The following is a 16,197-nucleotide window of genomic DNA, read 5'->3' as shown; positions in this document are numbered from 1 at the left end:
GGCAGGTTATGGAAGGAACGCGCCGTGACCTCAACCCGCCCCCCCAAACAGAAGACCCGTGTTGACCAGTTGTTGGTCGAGCGCGGCCTTGTCGAAAGCCGTGCGCGTGCGCAGGCCCTGATCCTGGCTGGCCTTGTTTTTTCAGGTGAAACCAAGATCGCCAAGGCCGGCCAGCCGATTGCCGTCGATGCGCCGCTGGACGTGCGGGGGCGCGATCACCCGTGGGTTTCGCGCGGCGGAATCAAGCTCGCCCATGCCATCGAACACTTCGCGCTTGATCCGGGAGGCGTCACCGCGATGGATATCGGCAGCTCCACCGGCGGATTTACCGATGTTCTGCTGCAAAACGGCGCTGACCATGTCTTTGCGGTGGATTCCGGCACGAACCAATTGGCGTGGAAACTACGTCAGGATGACCGTGTTACCGTGCTGGAACAGACCAGTGCGCGCATTCTGACCCCCGGCCATATTGACCGGCCTGCCACATGGGTTGTTTGCGATGCCAGCTTCATCGGCTTGCGCAAGGTGCTGGAAGTGCCGCTGGCGCTGGCAACCCGGCCAACTCGGCTGGTGGCGCTTATCAAACCGCAGTTCGAAGTGGGCCGGGCCGAAGTGGGCAAGGGCGGGGTGGTGCGCGATGCGGCGCTGCACGATCGCGTCTGTGCCGAAGTGCGCGAATGGCTGGAAGGCGACGGCTGGCAGGTTCAGGGCATCGTGCCCAGCCCCATCACCGGGCCGGAAGGGAACGTCGAATTTCTGATTTCGGCGGAACGAAGCTGACTTATCCCCAGTTGTTGTCTCCGAGTGGGATTGTTGCCCGATTCAGTTCGGATTGCGTGGGCGACTATCGCTCGTCAATATCAGGCCAGAATCACAGATGAACAATCATTGACGAATCGCGTGGCGTCGTACGGCATAAGGGTGACATGAACTACCTAGCTTCTTCCGGTCAGCTTCGCGCCAGCTTGCTGCGCTGGTCATTGTTCACCGTGCCGCTTCTGCTGGTGCTCGGCTTCTTTTCCGGACAGGCTGCGGGCAGCGGTCCGGGCAATCCCTGGTTTGATGGGCTGGTGAAACCCGGCATCTACCCGCCGCCCATTGCCTTTCCGATTGTGTGGACCACGCTTTACGTGCTGATGGGAATTGCGCTGGCAATGATCCTGTCGGCGCGCGGCGCGGCTGGGCGCGGGCTGGCAACTGCAATGTTCCTTGTCCAGCTTGCGCTTAACCTGTCATGGTCGCCCGTGTTCTTTGCCATGCACCAGATTACCGTGGCGGTGTGGATTGCGGTGGCGATGGCGGTCTCCATCCTGATAACGTTGGTACTTTTCTGGCGCATTCGCCCGGTGGCTGGGATGCTGTTGCTGCCCTATCTGGCGTGGGTTTGCTTCGCCAGCGTGCTGACGTTCGAGGTCGGGCGGCTCAATCCCGATGCTGATGGCGCATTTGGCCGGTCGAGCACGGTGCGGGTAGAGATTTGACCTTGCGAGAGTGCGGCCCGTCTCCCACATAGCGGACCTGACATTTCAACAGGACAATTTCCATGCAAAGCGAAAACCCGCTGATCGCCGATTTCGTCAAGCTGATTAACGGCGCGGCGGGTACCCTTGCCGGCATGGGCCGCGAAGCAGGCGAGAATGCGCGCGAAAAGGCCAAGGAAATTTTCGGCGGCATGGATTTCGTGAGCCGCGAAGAATTCGATGCGGTGAAGGATATGGCTGCGGTCGCACGCGAGGAAATGGAAAGCCTCAAAACTCGGCTCGCTGCACTCGAAGCCGCTGCGGGCAAGACGGACTGACTGGGCGGATCAGCGCGATCGGGAACTTCCCCCAATGATCGCGGATTGTCCCTGTATCACACTGCACCGCACAGGTGCCGTCAGGGAACAATCCGCGTGTTTACACAACTCAACCCTACCATTCCGCTCCACGTTTTGGGCAAAGGCGATGGCTATGCCATCGGCATGATTGATTACGGGCAGGAACATAACCTGATCTGGGTCACGGCGCTTGATACTTCAGGCGAAATCTGGTGTGCGCCCAACCACAAGGTCCGGCTTGGCAAGAACTGGACCATGGGGCGCGGCGAAAACCGGCTGATTACCGAAGATAAGCGCGACGCTGCACTGTCTGCTGTGGACGATGAAACAAGCCCTGCTGCCGCCTAGAGCAGGCAAGCATGGCGACTTTTAATCCATCCTCGGTGAGATCCGGTCTAACTCGCCAGACTGCGTGCTATGGCCGTGGTGCAGTCCAGCTTCCAGTGCAGGCCGGTTGGCGCGTAATCCAGCGTGACTTCTGCGTTCAGGCTGCGAGCGGGGATGTGGCGAATCAATGTTGTGCCAAAGCCGTGGCCTTCGGGCGGGGCCACAGATGGACCGCCACATTCACGCCAATCGATGGTAAAGCGTCCGTCCGCGCTTTCGTCCCACGACAGTATCACTCGTCCGTATGGCACACTCAACGCGCCATATTTCAATGCGTTGGTAGCCAGTTCGTGTAGCGCCATGCCGATGATCTCGGCGCTGCGCGGGCTGAGGGGCGTGGTTGCACCATGTGTTTCCACTTGTGCACGGCTGGACTGAGCCAGAATCCCCAATTGGGCATCGACCAGTTCGTCCATCATGATGGTGGACCACCCGCGTCGGACTAGCAGATCCTGATTGGCTGAAAGGCTGGCAAGGCGGTTTTCGAACCGGCGCAGGAATTCTGCGTCTCCGCCGCCCGATCGCCGGGCCAGCGCCTGCACCACCGAGAGCAGGTTCTTCGACCGATGGTTTACTTCCATCAGAAGCACCCGGATCTGCTCTTCCTTTTCGAGCATTTCGGTCACGTCGGTATTGGTGCCAAACCAGCTTACGGTCCGTCCGTCTTCCCCGATGATTGGCTTGGCGCGTGACAGAAACCAGCGGAACTCGCCATCGTGGCGGCGTAACGGGAACGTGTCCTCCCATTCCGTGCCCGCCGCGATGCTGGCGGCAAAGCGGTCGCGCACTTTGACGACGTGATCGGGGTGATGCACCCGGTCCCACGCCCAGCCATCGGTTGACCCTTCGGGCACGCCGGTAAAGTCATACCAGCGCTTGTTGTACCAGCCGATCCAGCCGCTTTCGTCAGCCACCCATGCCAGTTGCGAGATATTGTCGGCCAGCATGCGAAACCGTGCTTCGCTTTCGCGCAGGGCGCGTTGGCCCTGTTCGCGGGCGCTGATATCGCGTGCAATCTTGCTGGCGCCTACGATACGGCCATTGCCATCGACTACGGGGGAAACGGTCAGTGATACGGCAATTTCCACGCCGCCCTTGCGGCAGCGCATGGTGTCGAAGCTCTGCACTCTATCGCCGCGTGCAATGCGGGCAAGGATGTCGTCTTCTTCGGCCTGTCGTGCGGCAGGGATCAATCGGCGGATCGACTGCCCTACCATTTCTGCTTCGGTGAAGCCGAAGATACGGGTTGCCGCCGGGTTCCAGCTTAAAACTGTCCCGTTCAGGTCTTTGCTGATGATGGCATCATCGGATGATTGAATAATCGCTGAAAGATGCGCTTCGGCCAGCAATGCGCCATGCTCCTTTGCGACCCGCCCCACTTCCACCTTAGGGCGAAAGCGGGGGGATGCAATTGCTAACGCTATCGCCCTGCTCTGGAAGCAGAGCGGGTGTTCAAAGCCCGATCTTGCCCAGCGCCTGATCCAGATCCTCGATCAGGTCGTCGGGATCCTCCAGCCCCACGTTCAGGCGCAGCATGCCTTCGCCCACACCCATGTCAGCGCGGGTTTCGGGGCCGACGCCGTGGTGCGTGGTCGACGCCGGATGGCACATCAACGAACGCGAATCGCCGATGTTGTTGGAAATGTCGATCAGTTCCAGCGCATCCAGCAGTGCGTGCGCCTGTTCGCGCCCGCCATCCAGTTCCAGCGAAAAGATCGTGCCGCCTGCCTTCATCTGCTTGCGGGCCAGTTCGTATTGCGGATGGCTGGGCAGGCCCGGATACAGCAGCTTGGGCACGCGGCCTTCGACAAAGCTCGCCACCTTCAGCGCGTTCTCACTTTGCCGGTGAATGCGCAGGTCCAGCGTTTCCAGCCCCTTAAGCACCACCCACGCGTTGAACGCGGCGATGTTCGGCCCGGTGTTGCGCTGGAACGGCAGCAGCACGTTGTTGATGAAATCTGTCGAGCCGCAAACTGCGCCCGCCATGACGCGGCCCTGCCCATCCATCATCTTGGTGGCGGAATAGGCGACCACATCGGCGCCAAAATCCATCGGCCGCTGCAACGCGGCAGTGGCAAAGGCGTTGTCGACAACCGTGGTGATGCCCCTGCTTTTCGCCAATGCACAGACCGCTTCAAGGTCCACCACGTCCATCGTCGGGTTGGCCGGACTTTCAAAGAAGAACACCTTGGTATTGGGCCGGATTGCCGCTTCCCACGCGGCATTATCCGATGCATCGATGGTGGTGCCTTCGATGCCGAAGCGCGGCAGCAGGTTGTCCACCAGCCAGCGGCACGATCCGAACGCTGCCTTGGCCGCCACGATATGGTCACCGGCTGAAAGCTGGCACAGCAGCGCCGTGGTCATGGCCGACATGCCGGTGGCCTGCGTGCGGCATGCCTCGGCCCCTTCCAGCAACGCGATGCGTTCTTCCAGCATCTGCACCGTGGGGTTCTGCAGGCGCGAATAGGTCATGCCTTCGGCTTCACCGGCAAAGCGCGCGGCGACGGTGGCGGCATCGTCATAAGTGTAGCCGGAGGTGAGGAACAGCGCCTCCGACGTCTCGCCCATTTCAGAGCGCCAGGTGCCCCCCCGGATCGCCTGGGTTGCGGGGCGCCACTTGCGCGTGATCGAACGGTCCTGACCAGTCGTGCGTTTCATGGTCGCTGCCTTAAATTCGCGCGGGCCGACACGCAAGCGCCGGGATTGCCGATTGCGCGCGCGGGGCCTATCCGTGCACAGGCATGACCGCTGCCATCAACACTCGCCCCCGCGAACCAGACCCCGCGATGTGGTGCGCCATCATCGCCGCCGCATTCCTTGTCGTCCTGCTGCACAGGCTGGGCATCCCGTCCAAGCCGATGTTTGACGAGATCCACTATCTGCCCGCTGCCCGGCGGCTGATTGATCTGACCGCACGGCTCAATCCCGAACACCCGCTGGTGGCCAAACAGTTGATTGCATGGTCGATGGAATGGATTGGCGACACCCCGTTCGGGTGGCGCTTTCCTTCGGCCATTCTGGGCGCGCTGGGCCTGTGGGCGATGATGCGCGCACTGTGGTGGGCCAGCCTTTCGCGCACCGCCACGGTGCTGTTTGGCCTGCTGCTGGCCACCGATTTCATCTGGTTCATGATGAGCCGCATCGCCATTCTCGATATGGCGATGGGTGCGTTCATGGCGCTGGCGGTGTGGCAATGGGCGCTGGCATGGCGCAATCCGGCTGGCACAATATCGCGCGCGCGGCTCCATCTGGCACTGACCGGCATATTCCTCGGCCTGTCGCTGGGAGCAAAGTGGAACGGAGCGCTACTGCTGCCTTTGCCCGGTCTGTTGTTCGCGCTCAACCGCTGGCAAGCACTGAAAGGCCGCCGCGCTGGCCTGTTATGGGCGTCGAAAGAGGCCGATCCGGTCCCCGGCGTTTCACTGGTCGAGGCTACGGTGTGGCTGGCGGCGCTGCCTATGGCGGTATACTTCGCCACCTTCCTGCCCGCCTTCTTCTATGAAAAAGACCCGATGACGCTGGGCCGTCTGGTGGAATGGCAGCAATATATGCTGCAATTGCAGGATAGCGTGAAAAAGCCGCACACTTATATGAGCCGGTGGTGGCAATGGATGGCCAACATCCGCCCGATCTGGTTCCTGTACGAAAACATCGATGGCGCACAGCGCGGCGTGCTGATGCTGGGCAATCCCTTCACCATGTTGGCCGGGCTACCCGCGCTAGCGTTCTGCGCTTGGGACGGGATCAAGGGCAATCGCCTGCGTCTGTTGATCGCGCTTGCTTATGCTGTGCTGGTCGGTTTTTGGGCGATCAATGGGAAGCCGGTGCAGTTCTACTACCACTACATGCTGGCAAGCTGCTTCCTGATCGCCGCGCTGGCGCTGGTTCTGGCGGAGTGGTGGGATCTGGGCCTGCGCTGGCCAGCCAAGGTCACGATGGTCCTGTCGCTGGGCCTGTTCATCGGGTTCTACCCGATCATCTCGGCAGGCGAACTAACCCGCAAGGATTCCTACCGGGATTACACCTGGCTCGATAGCTGGAAGTAAGCACGCAGTCGCAACCATAGTGCGGTTACAATGGCACCCGATCCGGCAAGCGCCATGTCCTTTTGGGCGTCCCAGATATCGCTTTGCTGGCCGTTATAAGCATCGGCATCGGAGCCAGCCATAAACATGGTCAGCAGCCATTCGAATACTTCGTAAAGTGCGCTGCCCGCAAATACGAACTCGACCGCGATATACACGCCAAGGCTTGCGGCCATTCCACGATGGCGGATCAGCCAGCATGATATAGGATGCACCAGCAGTAGCCCGAAACTGAAATGCACTAACCGGTCCCACGAATTGCGGCCAAGCCCCAGAGCCACATCAACCGAGGGCAGGCCGAGTGTGGCAAGCCAAGACTCGTAAGGGACATAGGAATAGATATATCGACCGCCGATAGTGTGAAGCACAAGGAATACGGACACACAAATGACGGCACTGGTCGGCATAGGCCAATGCCGAAGCGCCAGCCATAGCAGGAGAGTTACTGCCAGTGTCGGCAGATTCTGCAACGGGGCGAGTGCAGGATAGGGCGCGTCGATCAGGCTGAGCACTGCCCATGCTGCGGTTAGAACGAGCAGCAGGGCCTGCGCGCTTGGCAAGCTTGCTTTTCTGGAGCCGTTCCGGTTCCCGCCGATCAGTACTTCCCCCAGACGAACTTGCTCGACAGTGCGAAGTTCCACACCGATGCCAGAACGATACCCGCGATGGCCGCCGGATACGTGTGGATGCCGATGCGGACCAGCGCGGTCGACACGCCGATGTTGGCCAGCATCCCGAACGCACAGGTCGCTGCGAATTTCAGCCAGCCCCGCGTGACCGGACCTGCCCCGCGCAGGCGCTTGTCCGAATAGGTCAACTCGTTGTTCAACACGAAGTTGAAGGTCATCGCAGTCAGCGCAGCCATCGTTTGCCCAATGATAAAGGCTGCTTCTTTGGGATAATGACTTAACTGAAGGTCCGTGCCGAAAAAGCGCAAGACCAGCGTCAGCACAGTCAGGTGAACGACCGCGCCCAGCCCGCCGACAGTGCCGAACAGGGCAAAGCGGGTGGGAATGAAGCGGCCCAGCCACTTGTCGTAAAGGCCGACAAGGAATTCGAACACAACGGTCCGGTCCAGCTTGGATTCGCCTTCCATGCGGGCCGAGAAATTCATCGGAAATTCCTTGACCTTAAGTGGCGCATCGACCGTGGCCAGAATGTCGAGCAGGATCTTGAAGCCCACGCCCGAAAGGCGGTGCGCATCGGCGCGCAGCGTTTCGCCCTTCAGCATGAAGAAGCCGCTCATCGGGTCGGACAGGTCAACGCCCGTCACTTTGCGCGCAATGGAATTGGCCACGCCTGATGCCTTCACCCGGTCCGGGCGGCCCCAGGCTTCGGTGCTGGCACCTTCGGCAAAGCGGCTGGCATAGGCGACGTCATATTCGCCACCTGCAACCGCTTCATACATCTGCGGCAACAGTTTTTCATCGTGCTGACCGTCTGCATCCATCACCGCGACCACCGGCGCGGCAGTGGCGCACATGCCTTCGATCGCGGCAGAGGCCAGCCCCCGCCGACCGATGCGTTCGATGACCCGCACGCGCGGGTCGTCGCGCGCAATGCGGCGTGCCTCGTCGGCGGTGCCGTCGGGACTGTTGTCGTCGACGAATACCACCTCCCATGCCAGCCCCTGCAGGGCGGCATCAAGGCGTTCGACCATCAGCGCAATGTTCTTGCGCTCGTTGAAAGTGGGCAGAATGACGGCAAGTTGAAGCATGATGCGCGGCCCTTACAGCCTTGCCAGCACCGCGTCACCAATTTCCGTCGTCCCCGCGTTTCCGCCCAGATCACGGCCCAGAACGCCATCGGAAAGGGTTTCGGCAACGGCGGCTTCAATCCGTTCGGCGGCCTGCGCCTGACCCAGCGAGTGGCGCAGCAGCATGGCGGCGGAAAGGATCGTCGCCATCGGATTGGCAAGACCTTGCCCGGCAATGTCCGGGGCAGAACCGTGAATGGGTTCATACAGACCGAACGTACCATGCGCGGTCTGGCGTTCGCCAAGCGATGCTGATGCCAGCAAGCCGATGGAGCCGACACACATCGATGCCTGATCCGAAAGAATGTCGCCAAACAGGTTGCCGGTCAGCACCACGTCGAACTTGCCCGGCGCGCGAACCAATTGCATCGCCGCGTTGTCGACATACATGTGTTCCAGCGTGACTTCGGGATATTCCTTGGCCACTTCGATCACCACGTCGCGCCAGAGCTGGCTAGTTTCCAGCACGTTGGCCTTGTCCACCGAACACAGGCGCTTGGCCCGGCCCATGGCTGTGCGGAAGCCGATGTGGGCGATGCGGCGCACTTCGCTTTCGCTGTATGACATGATGTCATAGCCTTCGCGGTCGCCATTGGCGGTGGTGCGGAAGCCCTTTTCCCCGAAATAGACGTCGCCGTTCAGCTCGCGCACGATCACCATGTCGATTGCGCCCGCCACTTCGGGGCGCAGGGCCGAGAAGTTTTCCAGGCCGCCGAACACCTTTGCCGGGCGCAGGTTGGCAAACAGGGTCAGTTCCTTGCGCAGGCCCAGGATGGCCTGTTCGGGGCGCAGATGGCGCTCCAGCGAATCGCAGTCGGGATCGCCCACCGCGCCAAACAGAATGCCATCAGACAGCCGCGCAATTTCCAGCGTTTCGGAAGGCAGGGGGTGGCCATAGGCCTTGTAGGCCGCCCCGCCCACCGGAGCATGCTTCATCTCGATATCGCCAAGGCCCAGCGCCTCGATCACGCGCACGGCTTCGTGCGTTACTTCGGGACCGATGCCGTCGCCCGGCAGAACCGCAATCTTCATGCAAAAACCCCTTCTAAACTCGTCTGTGTCGCTGGCGTTCAGTCCGCGCCGATGCGGCGCAGACGATCCAGCAGAATCGCGCGGGCCGCCATAACATCGCCTGTCCGATCGGCAAGCAGCCGGTTGCCAATCGCCTTGCCCTGTCGTTCCAGTCGCGCGATCAGGTCAGCCCAGGTTTCTTCCGGGGGCGGGGCAGGGGCCGCGCCATAGCCCACTTCGCGCAGCAGCAGTGCTTCATATCCTGCCAGCACCCGCGCCCAGCCGCGTGCCGATGGCGCATGGCAGATCGCGTTCAGCAGCGCGGACAGGCCATCATATAGCGGCGGATAGGCATGGCCTTCGGGCAGGGTGGCGGCGGTTAGCGCGCAGGCCCAGCCGATTCCAGCACTGGGCAACGGTTCTGAAAGCCATGGTCCCCGGCTGGCGATCAGTTCCAGTCGGGCCGATGGCAATTGCGATGCGGTGCGGGAACGCACCTCCACTTCCAGCAGATTGCCAGGGATCAGCAGCGGGCGCAGTTCTCGACCGCGCGCGCCGGCCACATAAGCGGCTGCCAGTCCGTATTCTTCGGTCAGCAGGCGCACGATGGCGCCATGTTCGCCGTGGGGGCGGACGGCGCACAGCAGGGCGGGGGTGCGGATCAGCATGACGGCTCCAGCCTCTGCGCCGGAACACAGGCGTGGGCAAGGTTTCATCAAAAGTTACACAAGTCCGTTGGAACGCGGCACAATCTGCGATAGTTTGATGACCATGAAGCAGCTCTTCCAACACGCGGCCATCACGGATGGGATAACGGTGCGCGTCGCCGTCAATTTCCTGCCTGAACAATCGCGGATCGAAGCGGGCAAGTGGTTCTGGGTCTATCACATCAGGATAGAGAACGGGACCGATCAGCCCATCCAGCTCCTGTCGCGCCACTGGCGCATTACAGATGGGCGGGGGCTTGTGAACTTTGTTGATGGCGATGGCGTGGTGGGGGAACAGCCCGTGCTTCAGCCCGAACAATCGCACGATTATGTTTCGGGCTGTCCCCTTGGTACGCACAATGGCAGCATGGAAGGGCATTACACTATGCAGCGGGCCGATGGTTCGCTGTTCGATGTGGCGATTCCGTTCTTTCCGCTGGCGGCTCCGGCTCCGGCAAACTAACGGCATCAGCCCATGAAAAGGACGCATCTTCCGCTCAACGGCCTGCGCGTGCTCGACGCTGCGGCAAGGCACCTGTCGTTCACCCGCGCGGCTGATGAACTGGCGGTAACGCCTGCGGCCGTCGGGCAGCAGATTCGCGCGCTTGAAGACTTGCTTGGGGTTGTCCTGTTTCGCCGCACCTCCAAAGGGCTGGAACTGACGGACGAGGCAATCTCCGGCCTCGATTCGATTCGCGAAGGTTTCCTGCGCTTTGAAGAAGGCGTTCAGGCGATGCAGGCAGGGCAGTCCAGCCACGTCTATACCATCGCCTGTCCGCGCGATTTCTTCTCGGCCTGGCTCTCCCCGCGCCTTGCCGCGTTTCGTGCAGGCAATCCGCAGATGCGGTTTGCGCTGGTCGGTGGCGATGCCGACGTTGATTTCACCGAAGCCAACCTCGATCTCGCCGTGCGCTGGGCTGAAGGGCCGGGCGATCTCGAAGGCGTGGCGCTGGGCGCACCGCTTATGGTCACGGTAACCGCACCCGATGCGCCTGCCGATGGCCCTTGGATCGGCTGGCCGGGCGATCCGGCGCCGGGCGGGGCGCTTACAGGCGGAAGCGATGTCGGGTTTTCGGTGGGCGATGCCGGTACGGCGATCAGCGCCGCCCGTGCAGGCCTTGGCCGCGCGCATGTCCCTTATCAACTTGCGCAACCCGCTATCGAAACCGGTCGCATCATCGCACTGGGTGATCCTGTGCCATCGCGTCGCGGTTACTGGCTGGTTGCTCCTCCGCCGCAGTGGCGCCAGAAAAAGGTCAAGGCGCTCGTCGTCGCTCTGGCTGAGTGACCAGAAACGGCACTTCCCTTACCGGCTGTTAACCCGGTGTAGCGTATCGTGCCACCATGTTATCGGGGGTCTCCTTCTCGGCACTGTTGTCAAAGCCGGCGTGTTTACTGGGCAATGTCGGCCGCAGGTTACATGCGCAGTGGGCGCAGCGGGACGGTGACAATTTTACCCGTGCCTATACCCACAGCCTATCGCAAAGACTGCCGCTCCTCTATCTCGTCGTGGTTATCGATGCCTGCCTGGTAGGCATGCGGATGCACGATCATGCGCCTGCACCGCTGGTTTATTCAGGTTGTCTGGCGTTCAGCGCATTCTCGCTGTGGCGGGCGGTTTACTGGCTGCCAAGCCGAGTCGGCGTCCGCTCGCTTGAAACCTTGCGCCGCGATCTGAAGATGATGAGCAGGGTCGGCTCTGCGGCAGCGTTCGTATTCGGATTGTGGGTCATGATGCTGCATTCCTACGGGGATGTTCTGACCCAATCGTTCCTGCACTACATGGTCGCTGTGGCGATGTTTTCCGGTATTCTGGGGCTGGGTCATTCACCGTTGACAGCGTTGCGGATCGCCATTGCGATCATGCTTCCCTTCAGCGCGCAGGTTTTGTTCAGCGGACATCCCAACGCCGTCCCGGTCGTGCTGGTGCAGGGCAGCATCACCACTTTGCTGCTGATGATTGCGAATGGTCATCACCGCGATTTCGTGCGACTTGAACTGTCGCGCCAGCAACTTGTCCGCCGCGAACGTGAAGCTGCCCGACTGGCGCAGGCCAACCACCTTCAGGCCACGGTTGATCCGCTGACCGGTGCGCTTAATCGCCGGGCGATCCTGCTGCGGCTGGAACAGGAGCTGGTTGGCAACCGCCACGGCCATGGTGCGGCGTGGCTGGCCCTGATCGATCTGGACGGGTTCAAGCATATCAACGACACGTATGGCCACGCGGCTGGAGATGCCGTGCTGGCGGCTGTGGCGGCGCGCTTGGCGGATGTGGTGCAGGTCAAGGCCTGCGGACGTTTGGGCGGTGATGAATTTGCAGCGATTATAGATGCGTCGCTGGATGAAGAGGCGGTGCGCGCGCTGGCCATGGATATGTCGGAATCCCTGCGCGCGCGGGTCTGCCACGGCGGTGCGGTTTTGCGTTTTTCAGGGTCCATCGGCATTCATCGCGTGGCAGGTCGCACCGCCAGCGACAGTCTGGAACGCGCGGACGCAGCGCTCTACAAGGCCAAAGAGCAGGGCGATGGTGCCGTGGTGGTGTTCACCCCGGAAGATGAAGTGGAACTTCAGGCACGGGCCGCGATCACCCGGCTGTTCAACGATAGCGAACTCGATAAACATATCAGGCTGGTCTATCAGCCGATCATCGATATCGAGAGCGGGCGGACAACCGGCTTTGAAGCGTTTGTGCGCTGGAGTCCTGATGGCGAAGCGTGGCTGATGCCGGGCAAATTCATGCATCTGGCCGAAGCGACTGGGCGCACTGGCGAACTGACCCGGATGGTGCTGGCCCGCGCCCTGGCCGAATGCCGTGCCTGGGAGCAGGGGCGCACACTGTCGATCAACCTTTCTCCGCGCGATGTTACCCGTGCCGGAACAGCAGAAGCGCTGGCCCGCATTGTCCGTGATGCCGGCGCACCGCCACAATCGATCGTGCTGGAAGTGACCGAACGGGCGTTGCTTGGCGATCCGAAGCGGGCCGATGCGCAGTTGCGCGCGTTCCGACAACAGGGCTTTCGCATTGCGCTGGATGATTTCGGCGCAGGCTGGTCAAGCCTCAGCCAGGTGCATCGCCTGCCGCTGGACATGATAAAGATCGATCAGGGCCTGTCGCGGGCGCTGGCAACCGATCCGGGGGCGCGCGCCTTGGTGGGAACCATCATCTCGCTGTCGTGGCAACTGGGCATCGACTGCACCATTGAAGGAGTCGAAGATCAGGCACAGGCCGATACGGCTCGCGCCTTGGGTGTCAGGCTGATGCAGGGATACCATTTCGGCAGGCCCGAACCTATCGAAGCGCTTCTGGCAAAGGTGGCCAACGTGGCCTGAGCAGCGTGACTGCCGATCAGTGTTCCAGCACGACCGGGCGCGGGGTGCCCGGAGGGTGCAAGCGGCGGAAAAGCTTGCCCTTTTCGCTGTAGAGCACCAGCAATAGGCTGAACACGCCGCTGCCCAGCAGTGCCAGCGCCAGCGGATGCGCGGTACCATCATAGGCCTGCCCGACGCCGATCCCGATCAGCGATCCGATGACCATGCGCAGGAAGGCATGCATCGAATTGGCGGTGCCTGCCGTGCGAGCAAACGGTTGCAGGGCGATGGAGCCGAAGTTTGCGCCGATGAACCCGATCAGAATCATGTTGGTAATCATCAGCGGCATGAACTGCCACAGCGTTTCGTCCAGATGGCTCGAAAACCATGTCTGCAATGCGCTGACGAAAATGAACGCGATGACCGCAGTGTGCGAAACGCGCCGCGCGCCAAAGCGTTCGACAATGCGCGAGTTTGAAAAGTTGGCCATGGCCATCATCAGGGCGGAAAAGCCGAACAGCACCGGGAACATGGCGCCCGCACCAAAATGTTCCGCTACAAGCTGTTGCGATGAATTAACGTAGCCGATCATCGCCCCGAACGTCAGCGAACTGCCTAGCACATAGCCGATGGCCGACCGGTTGGTGGCGGCGCCGATCATGTTCACTGCGATGGAACTGGCATGGATTGGCTGGCGGTATTCGGGATCGAGCGTTTCGGGCAGGCGCAGCGCCACCCATAGGCCCATGGCCGCGCCCATTGCCGCGAGAAACACGAATATCCAGCGCCAGCCCGCAAAAAGCAGCACGACCTGTCCGATGCTGGGGGCCAGCATGGGCACGACAAGGAACACGACAGAGATGATCGACATCTGCTTGGCCATCTGGTCACCGGCAAAGCGATCGCGGATGACAGCGCCCGGCAGCACGGCAAGACCGCCGCAGCCCACGGCCTGAAGCACGCGCATCACCAGCAGCATGTCGAAAGACGTGACCAATGCGCAGGCCAGCGAGAACACAATGTAAAGCGCCACGCAAACCAGCAGCACAGGGCGACGACCGAAACGGTCCGCCAGCGCGCCGGGAATCAGCGAGGCAAAGCCCGAAGCCAGCAGGAATGTGCCGACCACCAATTGCCGTTCATTAGGATCGGACACCGCAAGGTCGGTGGCAATATCGCCCAGCGCAGGCAACATGGCATCCACGGCCAGCGCCTGAAGCGCCATGACCAGCGCCATCATCGCAATGGTTTCGCGTTCGCCCATGTTGCGCGCTGACGAAGTATTTTCGCTATTGTTAGCTGACATAACCGCCATGTGGACCAATTCGATCGGGAATCCCACCCTTTATGTTGCGGCGCGAAACGGGCTAGATGGGTGACATGGATGCTCCGCCTGTCGATAGCGAACCGGATCGCTCAGGCTTCGCGCTGCGCAAGATAATCCATATCGATATGGATGCTTTTTTTGCCAGCGTGGAGCAGCGCGACAACCCTGACCTACGGGGCAAAGCTGTTGCAGTGGGGGGATCATCCGGGCGCGGTGTGGTGGCGGCGGCCAGTTATGAAGCGCGGCGCTTTGGCGTGCGCTCGGCTATGCCATCGGCCCGTGCGATCAAGCTTTGCCCGGACCTGATCTTCTGCAAGCCGCGCTTCGATGTCTATCGCGGAGTGTCCCAGCAGATCCGTGCCATTTTTCTGCATTTCACGCCCCATGTCGAACCATTGTCGCTGGATGAGGCCTATCTCGACGTGACTGACGATGTGCGCGGCATCGGATCGGCCACGCGCATTGCCGAACTGATTCGCCAGCGCATCCGTGCCGAAACCGGGCTGACCGCCAGCGCCGGGGTGTCCTACAACAAGTTTCTGGCCAAGATCGCCAGCGACCAGAACAAACCCGACGGCCTGTGCGTGATCCGGCCGGGTGAAGGGGCGGCGTTTGTTGCCAGCCTGCCGGTGCGGCGGTTCCACGGTATCGGGCCGCGCGGGGCGGAAAAGATGGCGGCGCTGGGGATTGAAACCGGTGCGGATCTGCGGGTCAAAGACCTTGTCTTTCTGCGCGCCAATTTCGGCAGCCAGGCTGACTATCTCTATCGTGCGGTGCGCGGCATCGATTTGCGGCAGGTGAAGGCTGATCGCCCCCGCAAATCCATCGGTGGCGAACGCACGTTCGAGCGGGATATTTCAGCAGGCACAGCGCTGCGCGAAACACTGGAGTGGATCATCGATATCGTCTGGGACCGGATTGAACGCAGTGGCGCGCGCGGGCGGACGGTGACGCTGAAGATGAAGTTTTCCGATTTCAGCAACCTTACCCGCGCCCGGTCGCTGCCGCGCGCCGTGATGAACCGGGATGAATTTGCGCAGATGTCGCGTGAATTGCTGGACGCGCAACTGCCTTTGCCACAGCCGATCCGGCTGATGGGGCTTACGTTGTCCGCATTGGACGGTGAGGAACCGGAAGAGGGCCAGGGCCGCGGTGCGCCTGTTCAATCGCAGCCAGAGCTTCCGTTCTGACCGGCCAACCAGCGCGCGATCATGGCTTTTACCGGGCTACTGGTCTGGTCCGGCAAGGCGTCCGGAGCAAAGAAGCGGGCTTCGATAATTTCGCGTCCGTCTGGCCGGGGCAGATCATCTGTGTGCCCTGCAACCATTTCCAGCAGGTTGGTCCAGCCCGTGCGGTCCAGCGTGACAGTGCCGATGTGGACAGGGCGCAGCAGGATGCAGCCGGTTTCTTCCAGCAGTTCGCGCGCGCCCGCAATTGCCGGTTCTTCATTGGTGCCAAGCCCGCCGCCGGGCAGCATCCATGTGTTGGGCGAATGATAGCTGTGCCGCACCAGCAGCACCTCGCCCGCGTCATTTGCCGCAATCACGTTGCACCCGCGCACCCGCCGGTGCGTGGTGCGCCACCACCACAAGCGCAATGCATGGGCGTTGCGCAGCACAAGGCGGTGCATGGGGCCGGGCAGGAAATCGAGCATGGCCGCACCATGGACGAATGCACTGCTGCTGTCATTTGGAATGGGCACATCCGCGTCATCACACGGTCGCAAACAGACTGTCACACCACCGTAGCAAATGACTGCTTGGGGTGTGCAGGATCTTGAGTTGCCGGGCGTT

17 protein-coding genes are annotated in these 16,197 nt (G+C 61.6%); 9 read left to right on the top strand and 8 right to left on the bottom strand.

Annotated features, from left to right (window positions below; genetic code table 11):
• Nucleotides 1-24 precede the first annotated feature (24 nt).
• The 4 genes from OVA07_RS01730 (at nucleotide 25) to OVA07_RS01715 (ending at nucleotide 2,167) form a co-directional block, all read left to right on the top strand.
• Nucleotides 25-780 (top strand): TlyA family RNA methyltransferase, encoded by a 756-nt coding sequence (locus OVA07_RS01730; protein WP_268169748.1) that lies wholly within the window; start codon nucleotides 25-27, stop codon nucleotides 778-780.
• 146 nt (nucleotides 781-926) lie between these two features.
• Nucleotides 927-1,481 carry a TspO/MBR family protein gene (locus OVA07_RS01725; RefSeq protein ID WP_268169747.1) on the top strand — a complete coding sequence of 185 codons (555 nt, stop codon included), beginning with the start codon at nucleotides 927-929 and terminating at the stop codon, nucleotides 1,479-1,481.
• Between the two features lie 62 nt (nucleotides 1,482-1,543).
• The gene (locus OVA07_RS01720; protein WP_268169746.1) at nucleotides 1,544-1,798 is read left to right on the top strand and encodes an accessory factor UbiK family protein; all 255 of its coding nucleotides are present in this window, start codon (nucleotides 1,544-1,546) and stop codon (nucleotides 1,796-1,798) included.
• A gap of 96 nt (nucleotides 1,799-1,894) precedes the next feature.
• On the top strand, nucleotides 1,895-2,167 hold the full coding sequence (locus OVA07_RS01715) for a hypothetical protein (protein ID WP_268169745.1): 273 nt from the start codon (nucleotides 1,895-1,897) through the stop codon (nucleotides 2,165-2,167).
• Between the two features lie 47 nt (nucleotides 2,168-2,214).
• On the opposite strand, the gene OVA07_RS01710 is transcribed toward OVA07_RS01715, so the two are convergent.
• On the bottom strand, nucleotides 2,215-3,585 hold the full coding sequence (locus tag OVA07_RS01710; RefSeq protein ID WP_268169744.1) for a sensor histidine kinase: 1,371 nt from the start codon (nucleotides 3,583-3,585) through the stop codon (nucleotides 2,215-2,217).
• 73 nt (nucleotides 3,586-3,658) lie between these two features.
• Entirely contained in the window at nucleotides 3,659-4,867 is a 1,209-nt protein-coding gene (metZ, locus tag OVA07_RS01705; protein WP_268169743.1) for an O-succinylhomoserine sulfhydrylase, read from the bottom strand.
• Nucleotides 4,868-4,950: 83 nt separating this feature from the next.
• Between metZ and OVA07_RS01700 the strand changes: the two genes are divergently transcribed.
• Nucleotides 4,951-6,255 (top strand): phospholipid carrier-dependent glycosyltransferase, encoded by a 1,305-nt coding sequence (locus OVA07_RS01700; RefSeq protein WP_268169742.1) that lies wholly within the window; start codon nucleotides 4,951-4,953, stop codon nucleotides 6,253-6,255.
• Here the strand turns inward: OVA07_RS01700 and OVA07_RS01695 are convergent.
• Genes OVA07_RS01695 through recO form a run of 4 tightly spaced genes read right to left on the bottom strand, consistent with a single transcriptional unit; the run spans nucleotide 6,228 to nucleotide 9,729 of the window.
• Entirely contained in the window at nucleotides 6,228-6,935 is a 708-nt protein-coding gene (locus OVA07_RS01695; protein WP_268169741.1) for a DUF2238 domain-containing protein, read from the bottom strand. The two genes, OVA07_RS01700 and OVA07_RS01695, sit on opposite strands and share 28 nt — an antisense overlap.
• Nucleotides 6,890-8,011 (bottom strand): glycosyltransferase, encoded by a 1,122-nt coding sequence (locus OVA07_RS01690; protein ID WP_268169740.1) that lies wholly within the window; start codon nucleotides 8,009-8,011, stop codon nucleotides 6,890-6,892. Before OVA07_RS01690 ends, OVA07_RS01695 begins: the two co-directional genes overlap by 46 nt.
• 12 nt (nucleotides 8,012-8,023) lie before the next feature.
• The gene (gene leuB, locus OVA07_RS01685; RefSeq protein WP_268169739.1) at nucleotides 8,024-9,082 is read right to left on the bottom strand and encodes a 3-isopropylmalate dehydrogenase; all 1,059 of its coding nucleotides are present in this window, start codon (nucleotides 9,080-9,082) and stop codon (nucleotides 8,024-8,026) included.
• Nucleotides 9,083-9,120: 38 nt separating this feature from the next.
• Complete coding sequence (gene recO, locus OVA07_RS01680) at nucleotides 9,121-9,729, bottom strand: DNA repair protein RecO (protein WP_268169738.1); 609 nt, start codon at nucleotides 9,727-9,729, stop codon at nucleotides 9,121-9,123.
• A 103-nt stretch (nucleotides 9,730-9,832) separates the two neighbouring features.
• Here recO and apaG point away from each other — a divergent pair, with 103 nt between their 5' ends.
• The 3 genes from apaG (at nucleotide 9,833) to OVA07_RS01665 (ending at nucleotide 13,098) form a co-directional block, all read left to right on the top strand.
• Nucleotides 9,833-10,231 (top strand): Co2+/Mg2+ efflux protein ApaG, encoded by a 399-nt coding sequence (gene apaG / locus OVA07_RS01675; RefSeq protein ID WP_268169737.1) that lies wholly within the window; start codon nucleotides 9,833-9,835, stop codon nucleotides 10,229-10,231.
• Nucleotides 10,232-10,243: 12 nt separating this feature from the next.
• Nucleotides 10,244-11,056, top strand: coding sequence for a LysR family transcriptional regulator (locus OVA07_RS01670; protein ID WP_268169736.1), 813 nt, complete (start codon nucleotides 10,244-10,246; stop codon nucleotides 11,054-11,056).
• A gap of 254 nt (nucleotides 11,057-11,310) precedes the next feature.
• Nucleotides 11,311-13,098 (top strand): putative bifunctional diguanylate cyclase/phosphodiesterase, encoded by a 1,788-nt coding sequence (locus OVA07_RS01665; RefSeq protein ID WP_268169735.1) that lies wholly within the window; start codon nucleotides 11,311-11,313, stop codon nucleotides 13,096-13,098.
• 16 nt (nucleotides 13,099-13,114) lie between these two features.
• On the opposite strand, the gene OVA07_RS01660 is transcribed toward OVA07_RS01665, so the two are convergent.
• Nucleotides 13,115-14,341 carry a multidrug effflux MFS transporter gene (locus OVA07_RS01660; protein ID WP_268169734.1) on the bottom strand — a complete coding sequence of 409 codons (1,227 nt, stop codon included), beginning with the start codon at nucleotides 14,339-14,341 and terminating at the stop codon, nucleotides 13,115-13,117.
• A 107-nt stretch (nucleotides 14,342-14,448) separates the two neighbouring features.
• On the opposite strand from OVA07_RS01660, the gene dinB reads away from it, so the two are divergent.
• The gene (gene dinB, locus OVA07_RS01655; protein WP_442789607.1) at nucleotides 14,449-15,594 is read left to right on the top strand and encodes a DNA polymerase IV; all 1,146 of its coding nucleotides are present in this window, start codon (nucleotides 14,449-14,451) and stop codon (nucleotides 15,592-15,594) included.
• Here dinB and OVA07_RS01650 read toward each other — a convergent pair.
• Nucleotides 15,567-16,106 (bottom strand): NUDIX domain-containing protein, encoded by a 540-nt coding sequence (locus OVA07_RS01650; protein ID WP_268169732.1) that lies wholly within the window; start codon nucleotides 16,104-16,106, stop codon nucleotides 15,567-15,569. The genes dinB and OVA07_RS01650 overlap by 28 nt on opposite strands.
• Nucleotides 16,107-16,197 lie beyond the last annotated feature (91 nt).

The organism is Novosphingobium sp. SL115, assembly GCF_026672515.1.
Classification (GTDB): Bacteria; Pseudomonadota; Alphaproteobacteria; order Sphingomonadales; family Sphingomonadaceae; genus Novosphingobium.
This window is presented reverse-complemented; position numbering and strand designations above follow the sequence as displayed.

Excerpts from the sequence above, each read along its gene's own strand:
- OVA07_RS01660 (WP_268169734.1), bottom strand. The coding sequence starts at position 14,341 with ATGGGCGAACGCGAAACCATTGCGATGATGGCGCTGGTCATGGCGCTT.
- apaG (WP_268169737.1), top strand. The coding sequence starts at position 9,833 with ATGAAGCAGCTCTTCCAACACGCGGCCATCACGGATGGGATAACGGTG.
- metZ (WP_268169743.1), bottom strand. The coding sequence starts at position 4,867 with ATGAAACGCACGACTGGTCAGGACCGTTCGATCACGCGCAAGTGGCGC.
- dinB (WP_442789607.1), top strand. The coding sequence starts at position 14,449 with ATGGGTGACATGGATGCTCCGCCTGTCGATAGCGAACCGGATCGCTCA.
- OVA07_RS01720 (WP_268169746.1), top strand. The coding sequence starts at position 1,544 with ATGCAAAGCGAAAACCCGCTGATCGCCGATTTCGTCAAGCTGATTAAC.
- OVA07_RS01670 (WP_268169736.1), top strand. The coding sequence starts at position 10,244 with ATGAAAAGGACGCATCTTCCGCTCAACGGCCTGCGCGTGCTCGACGCT.
- recO (WP_268169738.1), bottom strand. The coding sequence starts at position 9,729 with ATGCTGATCCGCACCCCCGCCCTGCTGTGCGCCGTCCGCCCCCACGGC.
- OVA07_RS01690 (WP_268169740.1), bottom strand. The coding sequence starts at position 8,011 with ATGCTTCAACTTGCCGTCATTCTGCCCACTTTCAACGAGCGCAAGAAC.
- OVA07_RS01725 (WP_268169747.1), top strand. The coding sequence starts at position 927 with ATGAACTACCTAGCTTCTTCCGGTCAGCTTCGCGCCAGCTTGCTGCGC.
- leuB (WP_268169739.1), bottom strand. The coding sequence starts at position 9,082 with ATGAAGATTGCGGTTCTGCCGGGCGACGGCATCGGTCCCGAAGTAACG.
- OVA07_RS01665 (WP_268169735.1), top strand. The coding sequence starts at position 11,311 with ATGCACGATCATGCGCCTGCACCGCTGGTTTATTCAGGTTGTCTGGCG.
- OVA07_RS01700 (WP_268169742.1), top strand. The coding sequence starts at position 4,951 with ATGACCGCTGCCATCAACACTCGCCCCCGCGAACCAGACCCCGCGATG.